The organism is Aureimonas altamirensis, from assembly GCF_001463885.1.
In the GTDB taxonomy this organism is placed as follows: domain Bacteria; phylum Pseudomonadota; class Alphaproteobacteria; order Rhizobiales; family Rhizobiaceae; genus Aureimonas; species Aureimonas altamirensis.
In genome coordinates, this window is sequence record NZ_BBWQ01000001.1 from 183,543 (window position 1) to 208,075 (window position 24,533).

The window sequence follows — 24,533 nt, forward strand, 5'->3', positions numbered from 1 at the left end:
CCCCTGCTTTCGCATTGCAACACTGACGGGCAATTTCGAAAGCGAGGCGATTTAGAAACGAAGATAAACGAAAGTCAAGCGACAGAATCTGTGTCCACACTCGTTTCGATCAGGCGGACGCCGGCCGCCTGGCACAATTCCCTTACCCGCTCGCTGGGACAACGGTCGGTGACGAAGGTCCCGATCTGTTCCAGGCGGGCAAGGCGGACGGGTGCGGTGCGCTCGAACTTGGTGGAGTCGGAGACGAGCACGACATGGCGCGCATTGGCGATGATGGCCTGCGCGACGCGGACCTCCCGGTAATCGAAATCGAGCAGGGCGCCGTCCTCGTCGATGGCCGATGCACCGATGACGGCGAAGTCCACCTTGAACTGCCGGATGAAGTCGACAGCCGCTTCGCCGACGATACCGCCGTCGGACCGGCGGATGAGGCCGCCGGCCACGATGACCTCGATTTCCGGGCTGGCGCGCAGGGCATGCGCGACATTGAGATTGTTGGTTATGACCATCAGGCCCGAATGATGCAGCAGCGCGCGGGCCGCGGCTTCGGTTGTCGTGCCGATATTGATGAACAGCGAGGAACGGTCGGGGATCAGGTCGGCGGCGGCCTTGCCTATGGCCGCCTTTTCGGTTGCGGCGATGCTGCGCCGCGCGTCGTAATTGAGGTTCTCGGCCCCCGCGCCCAGCACGGCGCCGCCATGGATCCGCGAGAGAAGGCGGGCATCGCACAGTTCGTTCAGGTCTTTCCGGATGGTCTGCACGCTGACGGCGAAGCGGCCGGCCAGCGCCTCCACCGAAACGCGGCCATCGCCGCGCGCCAGCTCCATGATGGCGTTCTGCCGTTCCGAAAGCATAGGCCTCCCTTCCTTCGCTCGCGTCGTGTTCGCTTCTTAAAACGAAATCGGTACGAAGGGAAAACGAAAGTGTATGGCTTATCCCGAAGGCATGGACATACCTAAACTTGTGTAGTTTGTATCGATCAGGTCTGAATCCTGGCGCAGAAGACACCCTGGATTGTCAACGACGCTGCCGTGATGTGGGGAAACCGGAATGTTGAAGGCGATAGCCGTCAAAGTGGCCAGCGGCGATGCTTCGGATACCGAGCCTCTGGTCGGCAGGGCGGTCCTGCCGCACGACGAGCGCCATCTGCGGCGCCGCACGATCAAGCTGGACGACGGTCGGTCCGTGCTGGTCGACCTTCCGGCAACAGTGGTTCTTGGGGCCGGCGACCGGCTGGTGATCGAAGGGGGCGGTGTCGTCGAGATCGCGGCTGCCGACGAAGAGCTCTATTCGGTCCGGGGGCATGATCCCGTCCACATGATGGAACTGGTGTGGCACATCGGAAACCGTCACCTTGCCGCGTCCATCGACGCCGAGCGCATTCTGATCCTGCGTGATCACGTCATCAAGGCGATGCTGGAGGGGCTCGGCGCCCATGTCCATGACGTGGTGATGCCGTTCAACCCCATGCGCGGCGCCTATTCCGGCCATAGTCATGGCCACGGCCATGAGCACGGCAGTGACCACGGCCACGCGCATGGTCATGCCGGGCACGGCGCGCACTGAAGCGCAGAATTGCTGCCGATCCGCGGTCGAAACCGGTTCATCACGTGAAGGATACAAACCATGGCATCCAGTAACGGGCCCCTCCGCGTCGGCATCGGCGGCCCGGTCGGCTCAGGCAAGACGACCCTGACGGAAAAACTCTGCAAGGCCATGCGAGAGGATTTTTCCATCGCTGTCGTGACCAACGACATCTACACCAAGGAAGACGCCATGATACTGGCGCGGCGGCAGGCGCTGTCCGAAGACCGGATCGTCGGCGTCGAAACCGGGGGCTGTCCGCATACGGCGATACGCGAAGACGCCTCGATCAACCTGCAGGCGATCGCCGAGCTTACCCGCAGGATCCCCGACCTCGACATCGTCTTCATCGAGTCCGGCGGCGACAACCTCGCGGCCACCTTCTCGCCCGATCTGGCCGACCTGACCCTCTATGTGATTTCCGTTTGCCAGGGCGAGGAGATCCCACGCAAGGGAGGGCCGGGGATTACCCGATCCGACTTCCTCGTCATCAACAAGTCCGACCTTGCGCCCTATGTCGGCGTCGATCTCGACGTCATGGAACGGGATGCCGCCCGCATGCGCCAATCCCGGCCCTTCGGCTTTACCGATCTTTCGCGCGGCAAGGGGCTCGACCGGGTCATCGACTACCTGGTGGAGCATGGCGGTCTTGCGCTCAGCCACGACAGGGCAGCCAGCCAGGGATAGCCATAGCACCATGGATTCAAGCTCGGCATCCTTCGGTGGGGGCGAGACGGCCCCCCTTCATCTGCTGCGTCTCGTCAGCCAGACCCTGCCGATCGGTGGGTTTTCCTATTCCAGGGGACTTGAAGCAGCCACCCTCGCAGGGTGGGTCACCGACGAGGCATCGGCTCAGGACTGGATCCTGGGCATCTTGCAGTCGAGTTTCGCGCAACTGGATGGCGCGCTCTTCCTGCGTCTGGCTTCGGCGCTGGCGGACGGCGACGACCAGCGCTTTCTGGCAACCGATGCGTGGTTGGCGGCAAGCCGCGAAAGCCGCGAGTTCCAGCTTGAGGACAAGCGGCTCGGGCAGGCGCTGCTGCGTCTGCTGGCCGACCTCGATGTGCCCGGAACCGAAGATGCCCACGACCGGCAACTGACCTTCACCGCGGTCTTTGCCATGGCGGCGCACCATTGGCGCATTCCGCCCATGGTGGCCCTGCAGGGCCTGATGTGGATCTTCGTCGAAGGGCAGGTCACGGCCGCAATCCGGCTGGTGCCGCTGGGGCATACCGCGGGGCAGCGCATCCTGGTTCATGCCGTCGGGCCGATCGAACAGGCGGCCGCACGCGCCGCCGCGATGGGGGATGACGACATAGGCAATCTGGCCCCCGCATTGGCCATGGCCAGCGCCTGGCACGAAACGCAGTACAGCCGGCTCTTTCAGTCGTGATGCGCACGGGTAAGAGCTGCAGTCCGTCACGTTGGCTCGCCAACCATGCGAGTGCACGCACAGATTGACAGAGAGAACTATCTTTATTCTAATATCATTATCGTCGGTGAACCGTAGGGGGCTATAGGTTCGCCGCGATCGGAGCAGCATGCAATGAACTCCATCGTCAATGTTGCCGAAGAAACCATAAAGCGCGCACGTTACTCCGCAGGCCCAAGCAACTGGTGCGCGGAGCTGGAGCTGTCGTTTGCGCGCAGCGCGGGCAAGACGCGCCTGATGCGCCGTCGGCACCTTGGACCGCTCGTCGTGCAGCAGGCCTTTCATCCTGAAAAGGATGGAACCTGCCATGTCTATGTCCTGCATCCGCCGGGCGGGCTTGCCGGCGGCGATCGGCTCGATATGGATTTCCATGTGGATGACGAGGCTCAGGCCGTTCTGACGACCCCCGGGGCGACGAAGTTCTACAGAAGCGACCGGCACACCAGCATCCAGTCCGTCCGCATAAAGGTCGGGGCAGGGGCGACATGCGAGTATCTCCCGCAGGAATCCATCGTGTTCGACGGCGCCGAAGCGCATATCCGCAATGATGTATCGCTGGCATCGGACGGCACTTACGTCGGCTGGGATTTCATCTGCCTTGGCCGTCCGGCGGCCAACGAACGTTTCGAAACCGGCAGGTTCGTGCAGCGGACCGAGATCAGGCGGGACGGCCGGCCCATCTGGATCGAGCGGGTGGACCTTGCGGGCGGCTCGCCGCTCTTGCGCGCGCCGTTCGCGCTTGGGGGGCACACGACCTGGGCTACCATGATCTACGCGGGCCGGATCGTGGAGGACGCCGCGGACAGGGTGCGCGACGCGGTCGGCGATCACGGCGAAGGCCTGTTCTCGGTCAGCCAGATGGAGCAGGTCGTGGTGTGCCGCTATCTGGGGCCGCATGCCGCAGAGGGTAAGCATTTATTCCACAAGGCATGGGATGCTCTGCGAACGCTGATGCAGGGCAAGGCGGCGTGCGCTCCGCGCATCTGGGCAACGTAATCGGAACGTGAAAGCAGAAAGGTAACCCATGGAGCTCCTACCCCGGGAAAAGGACAAGCTTCTGCTCTTTACCGCGGCCCTCCTGGCCGAGCGCCGGAAAGAGCGCGGGCTGAAGTTGAACTATCCCGAAGCGATCGCCTTCATTTCGGCGGCGATCCTGGAGGGCGCGCGCGACGGCCGGTCCGTTGCCGAGCTCATGTCCTATGGCGCAACCCTGCTCACCCGTGACGATGTCATGGAGGGGGTTCCGGAGATGATCCACGACGTTCAGGTCGAAGCCACTTTTCCGGACGGGACCAAGCTGGTCACGGTCCACAGCCCTATTCCATGAGGTTGCCGTTATGATCCCAGGCGAGTTTTTCATCGAGGACGGCACGATCGAGCTCAATGCCGGTCGTGAGACGCGGTCCATAGAAGTGGCCAATTCCGGCGACCGGCCGATACAGGTCGGATCGCACTACCATTTCTTCGAAACCAACGCCGCACTGCATTTCGACCGGGAAATGGCGCGTGGCTTCCGTCTTGGCATTCCTGCCGGCACGGCTGTCCGGTTCGAGCCGGGTCAATCGCGCACCGTCGAACTGGTGGCGCTGGCCGGCGACCGGACGGTCTACGGCTTCAACGGCAAGATCATGGGCAAGCTGGAGGTCTGAAATGGCGCGCATTTCCCGCGAGACTTACGCTTCGCTCTACGGTCCGACCAAGGGCGATCGCATCCGCCTGGCCGATACCGAACTGATGATCGAGATCGAGGAAGACAGGACGGTCTACGGTGACGAGGTCACCTTCGGCGGCGGCAAGGTCATCCGCGACGGCATGGGGCAAAGCCAGCGCAATGCCGCCGATGTCGTGGATCTCGTCATCACCAATGTCGTCATCCTGGACCATTGGGGCATCGTCAAGGCCGATGTCGGCATCAAGGATGGGCGTATCGTTGCCATCGGCAAATCGGGCAATCCCGATATCCAGCCGGGCGTCGACATCGTCATCGGCCCGGGCACCGACGTCATTGCGGGCGAGGGGAAAATCCTCACCGCCGGCGGCATCGACAGCCATATCCATTTCATCGCCCCGCAGCAGGCGGAAGAGGCGCTGACAAGCGGAACGACCACCTTTGTCGGCGGCGGGACGGGCCCGTCCGTCGGCACGCTGGCGACCACCGTTACGCCGGGTCCGTGGTACATCCACCGGATGCTGGAGGCTACGGAAGAGCTTCCCATCAATGTCGGCCTGCTGGGCAAGGGCAATGCCAGCCTGCCCGAGCCGCTCCGCGAGCAGGTGCGCGCCGGGGTGATCGGCCTGAAGCTCCACGAAGACTGGGGCACCACGCCCGCCGCCATCGACAATTGCCTGACCGTCGCCGACGAAATGGACATCCAGGTGGCGCTGCATTCGGATACGCTGAATGAAAGCGGCTTCGTTGCCGATACATTCGCGGCCATGAAGGGCCGCGCCATCCACTCGTTCCACACCGAGGGCGCGGGCGGTGGCCACGCCCCCGATATCATCACGGCTGCCGGGCAGGAAAACATCCTGCCTTCGTCCACCAACCCGACGCGGCCCTATACGGTCAACACGATCGACGAGCATCTCGACATGCTGATGGTGTGCCATCACCTCAGCCCGCAGATTCCGGAAGACGTGGCCTTCGCCGAATCCCGCATCCGCAAGGAAACGATCGCCGCCGAAGATATCCTTCACGATCTGGGCGCGTTCTCGATGATGTCGTCCGACTCGCAGGCCATGGGGCGCGTCGGCGAGACGACCCTTCGGTGCTGGCAGACCGCGCACAAGATGAAGGTCCAGCGCGGCCCCTTGCCCGAAGACAGCGAGCGCAACGACAATTTCCGCTGCAAGCGCTATGTCGCCAAATATACGATCAACCCGGCGATCACCCATGGCTTCGCCCATGAGATCGGATCGGTCGAGGTCGGCAAACGAGCCGACCTGGTGCTCTGGAAGCCGGCGTTCTTCGGCGTGAAGCCATCGCTTGTCCTGCTTGGAGGCATGATCGCGACGGCGCCGATGGGCGATCCCAACGCGTCGATCTCCACCCCGCAACCCGTCCACTATCGGCCGATGTTCGGCGTGATGGGCAGGGCACGCGGCCGGACAGGCGTCACCTTCGTATCGCAGGCCGCGCTGGATGACGATATCGGCGGCAAACTGCAGCTCCAGAAGGAGCTTGTGGCGGTCAAGGGCACCCGCGGCATCCGCAAGAAGGACATGATCCACAACACGCTGACACCCAGGATCGAGGTCGATCCGCAGAACTACCAGGTGTTCATCGACGGGGAACTGATCACCTGCGAACCGGCAAGCGAACTCCCGATGACCCAGCGCTACTTCCTGTTCTAACCCAATGGACCCGTTCGGCCTGGCCGTAAGTGGCCATGCCGGACGGTCGGTCCCGCAGGTGACGTGATGGCAGAGACAAGTCACACGCAGAGAAGAAGGGGCCCCACAGACCAGGCCGTGGCCTTCGGCGACCATGTCCTGCGCGGCATCGGACAGGTCGTGTTCCAGAACAACCCCCTGTCCGGGTTCATCATCCTGGCCGCGCTGTTCTTCAATTCATGGATTTACGGCGCGATATGCCTGCTGGGCACCGTCATTGCCACGCTCACCGCCAAGGTGCTGAAGGCGGATGACGGCCTGATCGCCGACGGCCTGTACGGCTTCAACGGCGCGCTGGTCGGCCTTGCGCTGGTTGCATTCACCAGCGCGGATTTCCGCACCGGCGCCATTCCGTCGGTCCATATGCTGGTCTACATCATCTTCGCTGCCGCGATGACCAGCGTGGTGTTTTCGGCTATCGGCGCCTTGCTGCAGCCCTACAAGGTGGCTGCTTTGACCATGCCCTTCGTTCTGGTGGGCTGGTTGTTCCTGTTCGCCGTGCTGAAGTTCGCCAATATCGACGCCGGCCCCCTGGCAAAGCCCGTATCGCCGGACGATTATGTGGCCACCGCCAACTATGTCCTGCCGACCTGGTACATGGGGATCGGCAATGCGATCGGGCAGATCTTCTTTCAGGACAACTGGATTGCGGGTTACCTGATCGTCGTCGGCATTGCCGTCAACTCCCGCGTCAGCGCGGCGATGGCTCTTCTGGGGGCCGCCTTTGCCGCCTTGGTGGCTGTCGTCTTCGGCGGACCGGAAGGGGCCATCCGGGATGGCCTGTTCGGCTACAACGCCGCCCTTACGGCAATCGCCCTTGGCGGCTTCTTCCTTGTGCTGACTTGGGCGAGCTTTCTGTACACGCTCTTCGGCATCGTGCTGGCGACCTGGCTTTGGGCGTCCGTCGCGATCTTCCTGGAGCCGATCGACATGCCGGTGCTGACGTCGGCCTTCGTTCTCGTCACCTGGCTCATGCTGATCGGGGCCAAGGGCTTCGCCGCCTTGCGGCCGGTTGCGCCGGCAGATGCGGTTACGCCCGAGGTGAACAGGCAGCGCTACGGCCTGAAGATGCACGATCCGTAACGCGATCGACCGACAGGCACGATGGGAATGATCTGGTTGCGCCGGTCGTTCGACGCAGCCGAGTTTATCGCGGAAGTGGAGCTCGGGTATGGGACTGATCGGTATCCTTGTCGCGCTGGCGCTGTTGATATGGTTTGCATATCGCGGATGGAGCGTCCTTCTGGTTGCCCCGGTGGCGGCATTGGCGGCGGCGCTGCTTGCCGGTGAGCCGGTCCTTCCGCACTGGACGCAAACCTTCATGCCGGGCGCCGCGCGCTTCGTGGCGCAGTGGTTTCCCATATTCCTGCTGGGCGGCCTGTTCGGCAAGCTCATGGACGACAGCGGCTCGATCGCATCCATCGCCAATTTCCTGACCTCCCGCCTGGGTACGAAAAGAACCATCCTGTCGGTGGTTCTTGCGTCAGCCATCGTCACCTATGGCGGTGTCAGCGTCTTCGTTGCGTTCTTCGTTCTCGTGCCCATGGCGCAGCGCATGTTCGAGGCGGCCGATATTCCGCGGCGTCTGATGCCGGCCACCATCGGGTTGGGTGCATTCACCTTCACCATGACGGCCTTGCCGGGTACGCCCTCCGTCAACAACGCGATCCCCATGCCGTATTTCGGCACAACGACATTCGCCGCGCCGGGCATCGGCATCATCGCTTCGTTGATTACCCTGGCCTTCGGCCTGTGGTGGCTGGCACGCGCGGAAGCCGCGGCGCGCCGCGCGGGCGAAGGCTTTGGCGCCATCGTCGAAACGCCGGCACCGATCGACGAGAAGCTGCGCGAGCGGGCAAGCGCCTCGGGCGAGTTCGATCCGGCAGAGCTGGAGCACGGGCAAAGGGCCGATGCGGAGCCACCTTTCATCGCTGCGGCCATGCCGCTGGTCGTCGTCATCGTCGTCAATTTCCTGATGGCCCTGGTGGTGCTTCCCCGCCTGGACTTCGCCTATCTGGCCGAACCGCAATGGGGCGGCACCAGCTTCGCCGCCGTCGGCGGTGTATGGTCGGTGATCGTGGCCCTCGCGGCCGCCAACCTGACCGTCATCCTCCTGAACTTCCGCCGACTGCCCAACATTCGGCAAAGTCTCGACGCGGGCGCCAATTCCGCCGCGTTGCCGATGCTGACCATCGCCAGCCTCGTCGGCTTCGGGGCCGTCGTCGCGGCCCTGCCGGCCTTCACAGCCGTTCGGGATGCGGTTCTGTCGATCCCGGGTGGCCCGCTGATTTCGCTGACGGTTGCCATGAATACCCTGGCCGCCCTTACGGGTACGGCCTCGGGCGGCTCGGCCATCGCGCTGGCCGCATTGGGCGACCATTTCCTGGCCCTGGCTTCCACATACGGTATCGACCCCGCATTGATGCACCGCATAACCGTGATCAGCGCGGGGACGCTGGACGCCCTTCCGCATAACGGCACCGTATTGATGCTTCTGCAAATCAGCAGGCTGACCCACGCCGAAAGTTACAAGGACATGAGCATGACCGTCATCGTGGGCGTCGTGATCTCGCTGATCGTGGTTCTTCTTCTCGGAACATACGTCGGGTCGTTCTGATCACGGCGCCGGACGGGGCCGGGGCGGCCCCGTCCTTGCAAGCGACATGGTTTCATGGAGTTCCAGGAGGGGCGTTCATTGATCCGGAAAGTCTTCTCGGCAAGTCGTTACATGATGATCATTCCGGTCATCATTACGCTTGGCTGTTCTCTGTTCCTGATGCTGCATCAGAGCGTCAGCATCATCATGACGGCCTTCCGGATGTCGGAGTTTCTCGGGGGGCATTCCGGCGACACGAAACTGCTTGCGATCCGCGTGATCGAGGCGGTCGATGTCTTTCTGATCTCCATTGCCGTCTATATCATCTCCATCGGGCTCTACAGCCTGTTCGTCGATGATAAATCGCCCCTGCCGAAGTGGCTGATCATCAGTAACCTCGATGATCTGAAGGATCATCTCGTCAGCGTTGTCATCGCTGTACTGTCCGTCCTGTTTCTCAAGGAAGCCGTCGCATGGGACGGCAACAAAGACATACTCCACCTTGGGGCGGCGATCGGGCTCGTGCTCGTGCCGCTGGTTTTTTATCTGTCCATCAACCGCAACAAACACTGACCGCGTGGCTGTCATGTCAAGCCGGATCGATGCTCGCAAAGAGGGGGAAGAGCGGTGATCGCCTACAAGGAACACTCTTGCGACCGTTTGAACCTGTCGCATGTCCTGCCTGTCGTGCTGGCCACGCTGCTGTTGACGGGGTGCAGTGGCGGCGACGAGCCGCGGGCTGCGGCGCCCCGGCCGGTGCGGACCGTGCAGGTCGAAATGAGCCGGAGCATGGACCCGATCGTGCTGTCGGGCCGGGTCGAGGCCCGCAACGAGGCGGCGCTCGCCTTTCGTATTGCCGGCCGAATGGTGGAGCGCCCCGTCAATGTGGGCGACGTCGTGGCGCCGGGGCAGGTGGTTGCGCGGCTTGACCCGCAGAACGAGTTGAACGCGCTCAGTTCGGCCCAGGCGGCGCTGGCGGCGGCCGAGGGGCAGCTCCGCACGGCGCGCAACGCCTTCGAGCGGCAGCGGCAATTGCTGGACAGCGGGTTCACCACGCGCGCCCTTTACGATCAGGCGCAACAGGCCCAGCAGACGGCGACCTCGCAGGTGGACGACGCAACGGCGCGGCTGAAGATCGCGCATGATCAGGTTGCCTTCACCGAGTTGAAGGCAGACACGGCCGGCGTCGTCACGGCGCGCGGCGCCGAGCCGGGCGAAGTGGTGCAGGCCGGTCGGATGATCCTGCAGATTGCCCGGCAAAACGGGCAGGACGCCGTGTTCGACGTTCCCGCGCAGTTGCTGCGCAACCTGCCCGCCGACCCGGAAGTCACCGTCAGCCTGACGGACGACAATGCGGTTTCAGCATTGGGCCGTGTCCGCGAGGTTGCGCCGCAGGCCGACCCCGTTACGCGCACCTTTGCCGTGCGCGTCGGCCTGATAGACCCGCCCGCGGCGATGCGGCTGGGCGCCAGCGTGACGGGCAGCGTCACCGCCGAAAGCGCCTCGGCGATCAGCCTGCCGGCATCCGCGTTGACGCGCGTCGACAACGCCCCCGCCGTCTGGGTGGTCGATCCGGCCAGCAACGCCGTGGCGCTGCGCAATGTCGAGATCGCCGGTTTCGATCCGGCCTTCGTGACGGTGGCGCAGGGGCTCGACATCGGCGAGATCGTCGTCACGGCCGGCGTGCAGGCACTGCATCCTGGGCAGGTGGTCCGGCTTCTCGGTTCGCAGCAATGAGCGGGTTCAACCTTTCCGACTGGGCGCTCCGGAACCGTTCGATCGTCGTCTACCTGATGATGATCGCGGTGGTCATCGGCCTTGCGTCCTACAATACGCTGGGCCGCAACGAGGACCCGAGCTTCGTCATCAAGACCATGGTGGTGCAGGCGGCGTGGCCGGGCGCCAGCGTCGAGGATACGCTCTCCCAGGTCACCGAGCGGCTGGAGCGCACGCTGCAGGAAACGCCGCATCTGGATTTCCTGCGCAGCTACACAAGCGCGGGGGTGACGACCATCTTCGTCGCCCTGCAGGGCAAGGCGACGCCCGCAGAGGTGAACGACACCTGGTACCATGTGCGCAAGAGCGTCGGCGACATGCGCCACACGCTGCCGATGGGTATCGTCGGGCCGGGCTTCGACGACGAGTTCGGCGACACGTTCGGCATCATCTATGGCTTCACCGCCGATGGCTTCTCGTCCCGCGAGCTTCGGGACTATGTCGAAGATGCACGGTCAAAGCTGCTGCATGTGGCGGATGTCTCCAAGATCGACATCATCGGAGCGCAGGACGAGCAGATCTTCATAGAATTCTCGATGGAGCAACTGGCAAATCTGGGTGTCGACCGCACTTCGCTGATCGCCGCGCTTCGGGCACAGAATGTGGTGCGGCCGTCCGGCATCATACGCACCGGCGATGAAAACCTTGCATTGCAGGTTTCCGGCTCGTTCGAGACAGAGGACGACATCCGCAATGTCGACTTCTTCGTCGGCGACAGGCTGCTGCGTCTCAGCGATATCGCCGTGGTGCGGCGTGGCGAAAGCGACCCGCCGCAACCCCTGTTCCGGGTGAATGGGACCGCAGCGATCGGGCTGGCCATCGCCATGCGCGATGGCGGCGACATATTGGCGCTCGGGCAGAACGTCACCGACGCCATGGTCGAGATCACCGACGAACTGCCTGTCGGCATCGAGGCCCATCTGGTGGCCGACCAGGCGGTGACGGTGGAACTGGCGATCGCCGATTTCATGACATCGCTGTTCCAGGCGATCGCCATCATTCTCGTGGTCAGCTTCATCGCGCTGGGGCTGCGGCCGGGACTTGTCGTGGCGCTGTCGATACCGCTGACGCTGGCCGTCGTCTTTTCGGTGATGGACATCGCCGGCATCGACATGCAGCGCGTATCGCTGGGAGCGCTCATCATCGCTCTTGCCCTTCTGGTGGACGACGCGATGACGACAACCGATGCGATGCTCAACCGGCTTGCCGCCGGCGACGACAAGCACGATGCCGCCACCTTCGCCTTTCGCACCTACGCCTTCGCGATGCTGGCCGGAACGCTGGTCACCATTGCCGGTTTCGTGCCCATCGGTTTTGCCGCCAGCTCGGCGGGCGAGTACACCTATTCGCTGTTTGCCGTCGTCAGCATATCGCTGGTCGTCTCATGGTTCGTGGCGGTGGTTTTCGCGCCATTGCTCGGCGTCTTCATACTGAAGGCGCCAAAGCAGACCGGTACGACAAAACCGGGCAGGGTGATCGGCGCCTATCGCGGCTTCCTGTCGAAGGCCATACGGTTCAAGTGGGCAACCATCGCCGTAACGCTGGCGATGTTCGTCGGGGCGGTGTTGCTGCTGCCGCTGGTGCCGCGCCAGTTCTTTCCCTCGTCCGACCGGCCCGAGCTGCTCGTCGACCTTCGCCTGCCGCAAAGCGCCTCCATCCATGCCAGCGAAACCGTGGCCAGGCGCTTCGACGATGCCCTCAGGGGCGATCCGGACGTGGAGCGGTGGAGCAGCTATGTGGGGCGCGGCGCGATCCGCTTCTATCTGCCGCTCAATGCGCAGCTTCCCAATGATTTCTTTGCCCAGGCGGTGGTGGTGGCCAAGGATGTGGCCGCGCGCGAGCGCCTGCAGACCCGGCTCGAGGCACTGCTGGCCGAAGAGTTTCCCAGCCTGGTTGCTCGCGTCTACCCGCTCGAGCTGGGGCCGCCCGTCGGCTGGCCGGTCCAGTACCGCGTCAGCGGACCGGACATCGAAACGGTGCGCGACATCTCTTTCGACCTGGCCGAGATCGTGGCGGCCAACAGCGACACCAAAATGGTCAATTTCGACTGGATCGAGCCGACCAGGGAGGTGCGCATCCGCGTCGACCAGAACGAGGCGAGGCGGCTGGGCCTGAGCTCGCAGGCGATCTCCTCGGTGCTCGACACCGTTATCACCGGCATGCCGCTGACGCAGGTGCGCGACGATATCTACCTCGTCGATGTGGTTGCCCGCGCCACGGACGAGCAGCGCGTATCGCTGGCCTCGCTGCGGACGCTGGCGCTGCCGCTGCCCGGGGGGCGCACGGTGCCGCTGGGCCAGGTCGCCAGTTTCGAATATGAGCAGTCCTATCCGCTGGTCTGGCGGCGGGACCGCGTGCCCACCCTGACCATCCAGGCCGACGTGACGCCCGGGGTGCTGCCCGAGACCGTGGTTTCGGCGCTGACGCCGCAGGTAGAGGCTCTGGCCGCCACCTTGCCGCGCTCCTATCACATAGATCTGGGCGGCACTGTGGAGGAAAGCACGAGGTCGCAGGCATCGGTGATCGCGGTGGTGCCGGTGATGCTGCTCATCATGCTCACCGTGCTGATCTTCCAGTTCGAGAGCTTCCAGCGGCTGGCGCTGGTGCTCAGCGTGGCTCCGCTGGGCCTGATCGGCGTGGTCGGCGCCTTGATGCTATCCGGCAAGCCGCTCGGCTTCGTCGCCATTCTCGGCATCCTGGCGCTGATGGGAATGATCATCAAGAATGCGGTTATCCTGATCGGCCAGATCGACACCGAACGACGGTCGGGCAAGGGCGTCGCCGAAGCGGTCATGGATGCCAGCAGCGCGCGGTTCAGGCCGATCATGCTGACGACGGTGTCGACGGTGCTCGGCATGATCCCGATTGCGCCGACCGTGTTCTGGGGGCCGATGGCCTTTGCCATCATGGGCGGGCTGCTGGTCGCGACGCTGCTGACGCTGATCGTGCTGCCGACGCTTTACGCCATCTGGTTCGGCTGGCGCGAGCGCGCGCATTAGCCGGAGCCTTGTCGTAGATGCTGGTTAGGCCAGAGCGGACCCAATGCCGGCGGTCGACCGACTGCCGGCTGCGGCCGCCCCGAAGGGCTGGGGCACTGCATCGACGATGTGAGGGAGCTGGATGGTCGGAGTGGCAGGATTCGAACCTGCGACCCCCTCGTCCCGAACGAGGTGCGCTACCAGGCTGCGCTACACTCCGAAACCGCCGTCCGTATAGCCGGGAGGGGGCCGCCGCGCAAGCGGTTCTTTCGGCAAAGTTTGGCCCTCCGTCCTGGATTGCCAGCCCCTCCGGGAGAGGGTATAGAGCCCACGCTGCGACAGCGGCCGGTGGGGCGTAGCCAAGCGGTAAGGCAGCGGTTTTTGGTACCGCCATTCCCTGGTTCGAATCCAGGCGCCCCAGCCACTTCACATCATGCGTGGCAAACCGCGTGCTTTGAGAGCGCAAAAAGCTCCAATTTCTCGTGAATTACCGCAGCTGCGCCTGCTCATGATCCCATCGAGCCAGCCTCGACGGCCGGTTGCTGTCCTGGTGCGATATGGCATCGAGAAAGCCCGCACTGGTTTGACATTTGGCCATCTTGTAGCGCAAGAGTCACAACCAGAAGCGGTCTCTCTTCAATTAAATAATACGGGAAATTGAATGCATTCAGACCTGATTGATTCCGGTTACGTCCTTCATGAGGGATCAAACGTCTGGATGCGCAATGGCTACGACAGTATCCAGTACAGTGACGGGGACGACTTTGAGAATGGCCTGGCGCGGGCCCTATCAAATGTTTCCGATCTAAGTGTGCTATCGGACGAACTTCGGCGTTATTGTGTAGACTGGCCGTCAACGTACCATTTATCTGCTCAGAGAGCGAACCTTCTGCGGCCGCTGGCCGACACGTTGACTGGCAGCATTCTGGAAATCGGGGCCGGCTGCGGGGCGATCACGCGTTTCCTGGGAGAGTTGGGAGCAGACGTTCTCGCTCTTGAGGGGACGGCACGGCGTGCCGAAATAGCCAGGCTGCGTACGCATGATCTGGACAACGTGACCGTGTTGGCGGAACGGTTCGGCGACTTCCAGACAAGCAGGAAATTCGACGTCATCACGCTGATCGGCGTCCTGGAATATGCCAACCTGTTTACGCCCGGGGATCAGCCTCATATCGAGATGTTGAGGCAGGCAAGAAAGTTGCTCAAGCCCAATGGGCGACTTATTATTGCAATCGAAAATCAGCTTGGCCTGAAGTATTTTTCCGGTGCGCCGGAAGACCATCTGGGTACCGTCATGTACGGGGTTGAAGATCGGTATCGTACAAACGAGCCGCAGACCTTCGGACGAGCTGCGCTGGAAAACGCCATACGATCCGCAGGTTGGGCGTCTACCGAGTTTTTGGCACCGTTTCCCGACTACAAATTGCCACGCTCGATCGTGTCGCAGCGTGGTTTCGAGGACGAAACGTTCGACGGCGCGGCGCTTGCTAGCCAGAGCGTGGCATACGATCCGCAGATGCCACCGGCAACCGCCTTCTCTCTGGATCTGGCTTGGCCGGTGTTGTCGCGGAACGGTCTCGCCCTCGATATGGCCAACTCGTTCCTCGTCGTAGCTCATGATGGCAACTTCAGCTTTTCTAATGAGCGCACGCTCGCCTGGCATTACAGCACAAACCGCGTGAAACGCTTCTGCAAGCAATCGGAGTTTGTCAGGGGGGAAGAGGGTAAGCTGTGGGTCAACACGCGCCTGCTGGGTTCACCAGACGATTCCAATGCTCGATCGGATACGCCGTTGACGCTGACCGTGTCGGATATCGCACCCTACGCATCTGGAAAGACGTTGGGTCAGGAGCTGGCATCGCTTCTGGCACAGGACAACTGGTCTTCGGCAGACATAGCCAAAAGCTTCTTCAAATATATTATAGCTGTTGAACAGATAGTATCCCGCGAGACAGGCGCGACGGTTAGGATTGCAAGCGAGAAAACTGAGGTTGGGTCTGCATACTTCGATTTAAACCCAAACAACATAATTTTAAAAATTGACGGCACCTTCGAGAAAATCGACCAGGAGTGGAGTTTTGATGGTCCGGTAACGTCAGGTTATCTTGTTTTCCGTTCCGTTATAAATATTCTTTCCGCGGTCGAGCGCTTGGGAAGCTCGCCCGATCTGCAGGAAATCACGCCCTATTCATTCATGAAGCTGGTGTTCGATCGCTTGGGCTGGACGCTCGCCGAGGCGGATCTGCGTGACTATGTCAGTGCGGAAACCAGCATCAGGCGGCAAGTTTTCGGGATCGATGCACATGAGCGGGATCTCTCGACCTGGCTTCACACATGGGTGCCTGGACGTCCCAGCATTTTCGCTTTGGCGGCAACGCGGGCACGGGAGCTGAGCGCGCTCGCGGAAGAGAGGTCAGCGCGGCAGATTCAGATTGCAGAGCTCACAAAAAGCGTGGATGTGGCAACTGCCAGGCTTATCCAGTCGGAAAAAGCTCGGACGGAATTGAGTGATCTCGGCACCTCTCTAGGTGCGGCAAATGCCGAGCTTATCGCGGTACGGACTGCAAATGCCCACCTGCATGGCGAGGTGGAGCGCCTGCGCGATTACAATCAGGCGCTGCTGAATTCAACCAGCTGGCGTTTTAGTTCGCCGGTCCGCTTCCTCGGTCACCAGATATGGCGTGTCCGACGGATGTTGGATGTAGCGCCCTTGATCTCGAATCGATTGGGTGGACCCTCGAATGTTGCACGAAGAGCAGCATCGCTCTTGAAGCAGGAAGGTCTGACCGGAATACGGTCTCGGCTGCGGCACGTCGTGATGGAGGTTGACAGTCAAACGACAGCGCCTGGCATTGCCATCGAACCGCCGCGTGTAACCGTGCCGGCTCCCGCGCTTGTGATCCCGTGGTACATCGATCCTGCACAAGGTGACACAAGTTCCGATATCGCAACTGACGGTCCGCGGATCTGTGTCATCCTGCGCATTCGCGCTAACGATGAACTCGATATTTTAGTGGAGCGACTGCGCCATATACCTCGCGAATTCTCGGTTCATATCATTGCTGAGGTCGACGACCGGGCCCTGCATAAGGGCTTTCAGGATAAGCTGCCCCAGGCTGTCCGCATCAGCACGCAAACTGCCGATCATGGTGAAAGCACTCAGGCCATCGTCGGGGAATTGCTTCGCAACGAACTGTCGGGCTACGACATCGTCGGGCTGTTCCATGACCTTGATGGCGGTAAGCGGAAGACCGGCGCGCATGCGGGCTCGGATCCGGAGCTGGATTGTCTTCTGGGTGATGCCTCAGCAATTCGTCAGATAATCACTCGCCTTGCAGAGGATGCGGACGCCATTTTTGCAGTTGAGGACGCCGAGGCACTGAGGAAGCGTTTCGAACGCCCGGCCGATGCTGCATATGACTTGGGTGGGGAGGGTTTGCCCGCGCCTGCAGCCGATGCTGTGGAACACCTCGCCATGTGGGCTCGTGCAGACCGACTGAGCACGATACTTGAGACGTTGGGCGATGTCCTGCCCCGGGGGGAGCGGACCGGGCTACGAGTGCTCAACGTGACGCGCGGGGACTCCATCAAGGATTATCGCCAGCACGAAGAGCAGGTCGATTACCGCCAATCGATCCTGTACCAGGACATCAAGGTACTCGCGTACTATCTGCCACAGTTCCATACGACGCCAGAAAATGACGAATGGCACGGCAAGGGTTTTACCGAATGGACGAAAGTTCGGGCTGCAAACCCGCTTTTTGAGGGACATTACCAGCAGCATATCCCGCATGACGACCTCGGATACTACATTCTGGATAATCCGACTGTGCTGCATCAGCAGGCGGATATGATGCAGGCGGCCGGTATCCATGGAATGATTTTTTATCATTACTGGTTCGGCGGCAGGATGATACTCGAAGAGCCGGCACAGATGCTGCTCGAGAATGCCGACATCGACATGCCGTTCTGCTTCTGCTGGGCCAATGAGAATTGGACGCGGCGATGGGACGGCAATGAAAAGGAAATCCTGCTCGGGCAGAAATATTCCCCAGACGACGCACGCGCCTTCATCCGATACCTAATCCCCTTCTTCAAGGACCATCGGTACATACGGGTGGAAGGCCGGCCGGCCTTGTATGTTTATCGGCCGTCTGACCTACCCACGGATGTACGGTATGTGGACATCTGGAAGGAGGAATGCGAGCAAGCAGGCCTCCCTTCACCTTATCTCGTGTCCGTCCTGACGCGCGGCGCGCTTGATCCGCGCGAGTTCGGCATGGATGCCGGTGTGGAACGCGTTCTGCATGACTGGACCGGGGGTGCCGTCGCCGAGCGCAAAAACAATCTCAGGCCGTATACACAGATCAACGGAACGGTTCTCGACTACGGGGACGTCGCAAGGTTCTATAGCAGTCAGACCGACCCGAAGGAGTTCACCTATTTCCGGTCTCTCGTTCCGATCTGGGATAATACCGCACGCTACGGGAATGGCGGCTATGTGATCGACGCCAGCACACCGCAACTTTTTCAAGGTTGGTTGGAGGCGGCCATTGCCTACAGTCGAGACAACCTGCCCGCCGACCGACGGTTCGTGATCGTCAACGCCTGGAATGAATGGGCCGAAGGCGCCCATCTGGAGCCGGATACCCGCTATGGCTACGCGTATCTGAATGCGGTCGGCCGCGCGTTGTCGATACAGTCCTATGAGCAACAGGCCACGCGATCGATAGCGTCAACCCAGCCGGTCGCTCTGACCATAATGTGTACCTCGGCCTTGCGATCCGCCCTGCGCGATAATCCAACCCTGGCAAAACGCTTCGAGCATGTTCTATCGAGGGTAAAGGATCTGCCGCACGTCGCCGTCCATCTGGATGATTCGAGTCGCGACCTGTTTCCGACTTTGGCTGATACGAGCGGCACGAGCGAGGGCATCGAGTTTGAGCTGGAAATCAGCCGGCCAAGCGTCTTCGCGCCGGATGCAATCGGCAAAATGGTTCAGGCGGCACTGGCGCATCCAGATGCCTCTATCGTCTGCAACGAGTATCACGGCGATCCATCCGTCATCGACGTGGAGCCGAACAATGCTCTACGAACGGAAGACGCCCTTCGTCAGCCGATGATGCTCAGGCGCTCCGCTGGCTCGCCCATCCAGCGAGCGAAGTTCTGCATGGCGACGGAAGCTTGGTGTTTCCCTTTGAGTGCGGATAGCCTGCCGGCAGAAGACCTGACCAAAGTCACGACGGTGGTCCGTGTACATACCAAGTCGGATCTGCAGTTGCTGAGGCGGGCTCTGAGTTGCCTGTGTGTCATGCGCAATTGCCTCAGTATACCAATGATCGCAGCTCAGGACTTTTTGCCCGCCCAGGTCGATCAGCTCGACGAGATAATCGCTGATTTACCTTGGCGCGAAGGTTGCGCGCCTATTATCACCCAGTATTTTTCGGAAGATTCGAAGGGTGATCTTCGATCGACGATGTTGAACGAGTCGCTCAAAAATATCCGGGATGGGTATGCCGGCATCCTGGACTACGATGATCTGCTGTTCCCAGACGCGTATGGATGGCTGATTGATCGTTTGGCAACAACGGGGAAGGCCGTCAGTTTCGGACGTGTCTATTCTTCCTTGTATTCAAATCAGCGCTCAATCATCATCGCGCGCAAAAAAATATATACAAGCAGGGTTGATTACGCTGGTTTCGTCAACAACAATCATGCTCCTAATCATAGTTTCCTGATGGATATGTCGCTGATCGACATGACGGCTACGATTTATTATCCCGACCAGAAATATATGGAGGATTATTTTCTGCTTCTTCAATTGTTCGGGGAGCGTAACGTAGATTGGGACTCACTCGCCGCCGATTATTATGTTGGAGACTATATCCACAGCATCGATCGGGTTCAGACGTTGGCACTTACCGATGAAGACACGCGCGCGGCGCTGATCGAGACCTATGACTACAGGCGGGACGAGTTGCGTGTCTCGTTCATGCAGCGGCAATTGATGAAACAGATCTCGATGGAACGTGAAGGCGCGGGGGCCTGAGGCTTAGCAACATTATTTGCTGCCGGCACCCCCTGCGGAACCGCCATCACCAGCCGCTCTGGGTCTGGTGTCGAAGACGAAGGTGCCGGCTGGCTGGCCGCAGTTGCAGTCGTTCAGTCGGCGCAAGAGGCGCACGCGCAGCTTGCATTCTCCAGAACTTTCTAGCCGGTGGACGCTGGAAGCAGCCATCTCGGCGAATGTCTGGCTTGAGCTAGTATTAAAAGTTCAGGTCAACTCCCCGACCAGTCCCACGACGGCGTGCGAGCCTGATACGAAGTCGTCAATCTGGCAGCGGCTGGACCGCTGACATCCAAATACCGCTTTCAGCATTCAAACCCATGGATAGCTGAAAGGTAATTTGTGCACTACCGTTACCCTAACTTTGACCTGATGCGCCTGTTCCTTGCGGGTCAGGTCGCCGTCGCACATGCATGGTACACAGTGGATCCGAATTTCGGGTGGCCCGGCTTCGTCATGGCGGTGCCCAGCTTTCTGGCAATCAGCGGCTTTCTGGTTTTGAAAAGTTACGAATTTTCGAACACATGGCGCAATTTCATGCGCAAGCGCGTCCTTCGTATCCTTCCTGCCTTGATCGTTTCGTTCGTCCTCTGCCTCGTCCTGCAGGATTGGCTGACGAGTTGGAACTCGGTCCTGAACTGGTTGACTGGCGGACTGTACACCCTGCCGTACCGCGCCAATGGTCCTTTATGGTCGCTGGCCTGGGAAGAAGCCGCCTACGTTACGCTGGCCGTTCTTTGGGGCTGCGGAGCCTACCGGCGACCGATCTGGATCTGGGCATTGCTAGCTCTATCGCTTCTGGTTTGTTGGGCGTTGCGCGAAGCACCGCCTCATTACAGGATCATAACGTTCCTCGCGCCGGCATTTCTAACCGGTAATTTAATGTATCTGTACAGGCAATATTTAGTGAAGGTTCATCCCATTGTTCCCTGGGTTTTCCTTGTTGCAGCGGTGCAGGCAAATTACATGCAGTTCTTGAGTTACTTTGGCGGATCACTGCTGGCGGTGGTAGAGGCATTTGCCGTTGTCTGGGTTGGGATAGCCGGGCTTCGACTTCAGCCTAAGGTGGTGCCTGACATCTCTTACGGATTATATATCTATCATATGCCGTTCATCATGTTTTTGGCTGACCACGGAATGCTCTCAGGTGTCCAGAGGTCTATATTACTTATGTTTGCGGTAACGGTTCCATTCTGTCTGGTCAGCTGGTTCATTGTCGAGAAGCCGATACTGCGGCTAAAAACGCGGTCTGCGGTGCAGCTAGCGTGATTTCTACGACGCTTGCCCAGGGTGCGGTGCTTATCGATGATGAGGACCGACAACGCCAACCGTGCGGACGCGCCGATCATCAGCGCTCCGCAGCTTTCTTCGGAGAATTGCCCGTGCACAAGCTTGTTCTGCTGGCCCTTGGACTGAGCCTTGGCGGTTGCGTCGCCACCAGCCAGATGGACAAGGCCGAGATGGAGGCCGGCCCCGCGCCTGAAACCGTCAAGACGGCCATCGTCAACGGTGCGCGCACCTATATGTCGGGGCCCTATGTCCTGCGGACGGCCGAAATTTCCACCATGCCGTTCGATGCCCTGCGCGATCGCCATTACGTCTGCGTCCGCGCCGATGCCGCAAATGCGGGCGGTGAGGATCTGGGGCGCAAGGCCATGGCCGTCTTCGTCCGAAACGAGCGGCCCGTCGCCACCTCGCTGAACGATCCACTCTGCGCGCGGCCCGGCCTGCGATGGGAGCCATTCCCGGAACTGGAAGCGCTGCAACGCTCTTGAGGCGGGGCCTATCGCTCTGACCGGCAAAGGGCCATGATGCCGCCCATGACAGACATTCCGATCGTCCTCGTCGTCGCAATGGCCCGCAACCGCGTGATCGGCGCGGATGGCGGCATGCCCTGGACGCTGCCCACCGATCTTGCCCGATATAGACGCCTGACTATGGGGCGGCCGATGATCATGGGGCGCCGCACGCTGGACGCGATCGGACGGCTTCTCGACGGCCGCGATTCGATCGTGCTGTCCCACGATGCGGGGCGGGTGCGCTTCGGGGCCGTGTACGCCGACAGCCTGGAAGCCGCGCTGCGGCTGGCCCGAGCCAGCGCCGGCAGGCGGGGCTCCGACGCCATCACGGTAGTCGGAGGCGAGGAAATCTTCCGCCAGTTCCTGCCGATGGCGAACCGCATAGAACTGACGGTGATCGAAATCGAGCCGAAGGGCGATGCCTTCTTTCCGGAGCTTGCAGACGAGGAATGGCAAGTCGTGCGGGACGAGCCGATGAAGTGCGCGGACCGCGACGAAGCCGACGCCCGATTTCTGACTCTGGAACGGCGGCGCGTTGCGATTTAGGCCGAAATCTCGGATTTGTGCTTGGCGGAATCCGCCGGCCGTCATTGAATGCAGAATTGGCAATTCCTATAAGGGCCTGAAACGTCAGGTCGCCGCCATGTCCGTGGTGCGCGTGCCCTTGGGTGAGAGGACATAAATGCCCTGGAGTAATCAGAGCGGGAACGGCGGCTGGAAAGGCGGCGGTGGCAACAATGGCGGCCCATGGGGGCAGGGGCCGCAGAACCCCCGTCCGGGCGGCGGTGGTGGCGGCTCACCCGACCTTGAGGAAATCCTGCGCCGTGGCCAGGACAGGCTGCGCCGCGCCATGCCGGGCGGCGGCGGATCGGGTGGCGGCAGCCGCGGCAGCGGACTGGCGTTCGGCGGTCTCGTCGTGGCTGGCCTGGCCGTCATCTGGGCGCTCAACGCCATCCATGTCGTCGAGCCGGGCGAAAACGGCGTAAAGATCCTGCTTGGCCAGCCGCGCGAGGAACTGTCTCCGCCGGGGCTGCACATGACGCTCTGGCCGCTCGAAACCTTCGAGACCGTGCCGGCCGTCGAGAATCGTCTTCAGATCGGCGGAACGGGCGGCAGCGACACGTCGGGCCTGATGCTTTCCGGGGATCAGAACCTCGTCGACGTCAAGTTCTCGGTCCTTTCCTTCGTGTCCGACCCGCAGGCTTACCTGTTCAACGTCGATGACGCGCCGGGCATGCTGCGCCAGGTTTCGGAAAGCGCGATGCGCGAAGTAGTGGGCCGCAACCCGGTGGACGACCTCTTCCGCGACGACCGTGCCGCCATCGCCGAGATGGTGCGCGCCATCACGCAGCAGACGCTCGACAATTATGGCGCCGGTATCACCATCAACGCCGTATCCATCGAGGAAACCGCTCCGCCGACGCAGGTTGCGAGCGCCTTCGAAGAGGTGCAGCGCGCAACGCAGGATCAGGACCGCTTCGTGGACGAGGCGAACATCTACCGCAACCAGCAGCTCGGCCGCGCGCGAGGCGAGGCGGCCCAGATCAACGAAGATGCGCTGGCCTATCGCAACCGCGTCGTGCAGGAGGCGATCGGTGAATCGCAGCGCTTTGCGTCAATCCTGGAGGCCTACGAGCAGGCACCTGAAGTGACGCGCCGCCGACTGTATCTGGAGACGATGGAAGGCGTGCTGCGCGATTCCAACAAGGTCATCATGGATAGCAATGGCGATGCCAGCGGCGTCGTGCCCTATCTGCCCCTGACCGAGATCGACAGGCTGCGCAACACCAACAATACCAACACCAATCAGGACGGAGCCGGCAACGGGGCCGGCGCCGCGGCATCGATACCGCCGTCCGGCACATCCGCGAACACGCAGGGGCGCAACTGATGAGCAACCGTTTCTATGCCGTACTGGCGACGGTGGCTGTCGCGTTGCTGTTCGTCTGGAACTCGGCTTTCATCGTTTCCGAACGCCAGCAGGCGCTGGTGCTCCGCTTCGGTGAAATCCAGCGCGTGATCCAGCAGCCCGGGCTGTATTTCAAGATGCCCTTCGGCTTTGCACAGGCCGATAATGTCCAGTTGCTGCCGAAGCGGCTTCTGCGGTCCGACCTGAACAATCTGCGCGTGCAGGTCTCGGGCGGCGCCTTCTACGACGTCGATGCCTTCATGGTGTATCGCATCGAGAATCCCGCGCTGTTCCGCCGCGGCGTTCGCGGGGGTCAGTTGGACGAAGCCGAACGCCTGCTCCTGACGCGCTTCGATTCGGCCATCCGCGCCACCTACGGCCGGCGCAGCTTCACCGCAGCGCTGTCGGACGAACGCGCCTCGATGATGGTTGAGGTCCGCGACCAGGTGCGCCCCGAAGCGCAACGGCTGGGCATCGACCTTGTCGACGTGCGTATCGGCCGGACGGACCTGACGCCCGAGATTTCGGAACGCACTTATGAGCGCATGGCCGCCGAGCGCCTTGCAGAGGCCGAGCGCCTGCGTGCGGAAGGCCAGGTACGCGCCCGGACCCTGCGCGCCAACACGGACCGCGAGGCATCCGAGACAGTCGCCGGCGCGCGCCGTGACGCGGCGGTACTGCAGGGCCAGGGCGAGGCCGAGCGCAATGCCACCTTTGCCGAGGTGTTCAGCCGCAACCCGCAGTTCTTCGAGTTCTACCGCTCAATGCAGGCTTACCGCACGGCACTGGAAGGCACCGGGACCACGATGGTGCTGTCGCCCGATTCCGAGTTCTTCCGCTATTTCGGTACGGACGGCTCCGACATCGACGGCAATTTGACGCCGCCGCGTGAAACGCCGCCCGCGACCGGGCCGGCGGCGGCGACGCCATCCTCCGCCGCGATCGGCAACTGATGTGGAAAAGCCCGGGCATCGTCCCGGGCTTTTTACTGGCAGCCGG

At 61.7% G+C, this 24,533-nt stretch carries 19 protein-coding genes and 2 tRNA genes; 19 read left to right on the plus strand and 2 right to left on the minus strand.

Going from position 1 to position 24,533, the window contains the following annotated elements; genetic code table 11:
- Nucleotides 1-74 precede the first annotated feature (74 nt).
- Entirely contained in the window at nucleotides 75-854 is a 780-nt protein-coding gene (locus AUL31_RS00885) for a DeoR/GlpR family DNA-binding transcription regulator (protein WP_060600065.1), read from the minus strand.
- Between the two features lie 196 nt (nucleotides 855-1,050).
- Here AUL31_RS00885 and AUL31_RS00890 point away from each other — a divergent pair, with 196 nt between their 5' ends.
- The 12 genes from AUL31_RS00890 (at nucleotide 1,051) to AUL31_RS00945 (ending at nucleotide 13,780) form a co-directional block, all read left to right on the plus strand.
- Complete coding sequence (locus AUL31_RS00890) at nucleotides 1,051-1,566, plus strand: urease accessory protein UreE (protein WP_060600067.1); 516 nt, start codon at nucleotides 1,051-1,053, stop codon at nucleotides 1,564-1,566.
- Between the two features lie 60 nt (nucleotides 1,567-1,626).
- A complete protein-coding gene (ureG, locus tag AUL31_RS00895) occupies nucleotides 1,627-2,271 on the plus strand; it encodes an urease accessory protein UreG (RefSeq protein ID WP_060600069.1) in 645 nt (214 codons plus the stop codon).
- Nucleotides 2,272-2,281: 10 nt separating this feature from the next.
- The gene (locus AUL31_RS00900; RefSeq protein ID WP_060600072.1) at nucleotides 2,282-2,977 is read left to right on the plus strand and encodes an urease accessory protein UreF; all 696 of its coding nucleotides are present in this window, start codon (nucleotides 2,282-2,284) and stop codon (nucleotides 2,975-2,977) included.
- Nucleotides 2,978-3,130: 153 nt separating this feature from the next.
- Entirely contained in the window at nucleotides 3,131-4,012 is an 882-nt protein-coding gene (locus AUL31_RS00905) for an urease accessory protein UreD (protein ID WP_082646710.1), read from the plus strand.
- Between the two features lie 28 nt (nucleotides 4,013-4,040).
- Nucleotides 4,041-4,343 (plus strand): urease subunit gamma, encoded by a 303-nt coding sequence (gene ureA / locus AUL31_RS00910; RefSeq protein WP_060600074.1) that lies wholly within the window; start codon nucleotides 4,041-4,043, stop codon nucleotides 4,341-4,343.
- A 10-nt stretch (nucleotides 4,344-4,353) separates the two neighbouring features.
- The gene (locus tag AUL31_RS00915; RefSeq protein WP_060600076.1) at nucleotides 4,354-4,665 is read left to right on the plus strand and encodes an urease subunit beta; all 312 of its coding nucleotides are present in this window, start codon (nucleotides 4,354-4,356) and stop codon (nucleotides 4,663-4,665) included.
- 1 nt (nucleotide 4,666) lies between these two features.
- Nucleotides 4,667-6,370, plus strand: coding sequence for an urease subunit alpha (gene ureC / locus AUL31_RS00920; protein ID WP_060600078.1), 1,704 nt, complete (start codon nucleotides 4,667-4,669; stop codon nucleotides 6,368-6,370).
- A 66-nt stretch (nucleotides 6,371-6,436) separates the two neighbouring features.
- Nucleotides 6,437-7,492: an urea transporter gene (locus AUL31_RS00925; protein WP_060600080.1), complete on the plus strand. Its 1,056-nt coding sequence runs from the start codon at nucleotides 6,437-6,439 to the stop codon at nucleotides 7,490-7,492.
- Between the two features lie 88 nt (nucleotides 7,493-7,580).
- The gene (locus AUL31_RS00930; RefSeq protein WP_060600082.1) at nucleotides 7,581-9,026 is read left to right on the plus strand and encodes a GntP family permease; all 1,446 of its coding nucleotides are present in this window, start codon (nucleotides 7,581-7,583) and stop codon (nucleotides 9,024-9,026) included.
- A gap of 54 nt (nucleotides 9,027-9,080) precedes the next feature.
- Nucleotides 9,081-9,578: a YqhA family protein gene (locus AUL31_RS00935; protein WP_073468956.1), complete on the plus strand. Its 498-nt coding sequence runs from the start codon at nucleotides 9,081-9,083 to the stop codon at nucleotides 9,576-9,578.
- A gap of 54 nt (nucleotides 9,579-9,632) precedes the next feature.
- Nucleotides 9,633-10,742, plus strand: coding sequence for an efflux RND transporter periplasmic adaptor subunit (locus AUL31_RS00940; RefSeq protein ID WP_082646711.1), 1,110 nt, complete (start codon nucleotides 9,633-9,635; stop codon nucleotides 10,740-10,742).
- Nucleotides 10,739-13,780, plus strand: coding sequence for an efflux RND transporter permease subunit (locus tag AUL31_RS00945; RefSeq protein ID WP_060600086.1), 3,042 nt, complete (start codon nucleotides 10,739-10,741; stop codon nucleotides 13,778-13,780). Before AUL31_RS00940 ends, AUL31_RS00945 begins: the two co-directional genes overlap by 4 nt.
- Nucleotides 13,781-13,902: 122 nt before the next feature.
- On the opposite strand, the gene AUL31_RS00950 is transcribed toward AUL31_RS00945, so the two are convergent.
- Nucleotides 13,903-13,979: transfer RNA gene (locus tag AUL31_RS00950), tRNA-Pro, on the minus strand.
- Between the two features lie 129 nt (nucleotides 13,980-14,108).
- Here AUL31_RS00950 and AUL31_RS00955 point away from each other — a divergent pair.
- The 7 genes from AUL31_RS00955 (at nucleotide 14,109) to hflC (ending at nucleotide 24,487) form a co-directional block, all read left to right on the plus strand.
- Nucleotides 14,109-14,183: transfer RNA gene (locus AUL31_RS00955), tRNA-Gln, on the plus strand.
- Between the two features lie 237 nt (nucleotides 14,184-14,420).
- The gene (locus AUL31_RS00960; RefSeq protein WP_060600088.1) at nucleotides 14,421-19,808 is read left to right on the plus strand and encodes a glycoside hydrolase family 99-like domain-containing protein; all 5,388 of its coding nucleotides are present in this window, start codon (nucleotides 14,421-14,423) and stop codon (nucleotides 19,806-19,808) included.
- A gap of 360 nt (nucleotides 19,809-20,168) precedes the next feature.
- Nucleotides 20,169-21,095 (plus strand): acyltransferase family protein, encoded by a 927-nt coding sequence (locus tag AUL31_RS00965; protein WP_060600090.1) that lies wholly within the window; start codon nucleotides 20,169-20,171, stop codon nucleotides 21,093-21,095.
- A 113-nt stretch (nucleotides 21,096-21,208) separates the two neighbouring features.
- Entirely contained in the window at nucleotides 21,209-21,601 is a 393-nt protein-coding gene (locus tag AUL31_RS00970) for a hypothetical protein (RefSeq protein ID WP_060600095.1), read from the plus strand.
- Between the two features lie 45 nt (nucleotides 21,602-21,646).
- Nucleotides 21,647-22,171 (plus strand): dihydrofolate reductase, encoded by a 525-nt coding sequence (locus tag AUL31_RS00975; RefSeq protein ID WP_143190091.1) that lies wholly within the window; start codon nucleotides 21,647-21,649, stop codon nucleotides 22,169-22,171.
- Between the two features lie 136 nt (nucleotides 22,172-22,307).
- The gene (gene hflK, locus AUL31_RS00980) at nucleotides 22,308-23,516 is read left to right on the plus strand and encodes an FtsH protease activity modulator HflK (protein WP_073468957.1); all 1,209 of its coding nucleotides are present in this window, start codon (nucleotides 22,308-22,310) and stop codon (nucleotides 23,514-23,516) included.
- Complete coding sequence (gene hflC / locus AUL31_RS00985; RefSeq protein WP_060600099.1) at nucleotides 23,516-24,487, plus strand: protease modulator HflC; 972 nt, start codon at nucleotides 23,516-23,518, stop codon at nucleotides 24,485-24,487. Before hflK ends, hflC begins: the two co-directional genes overlap by 1 nt.
- Nucleotides 24,488-24,533: the final 46 nt, after the last annotated feature.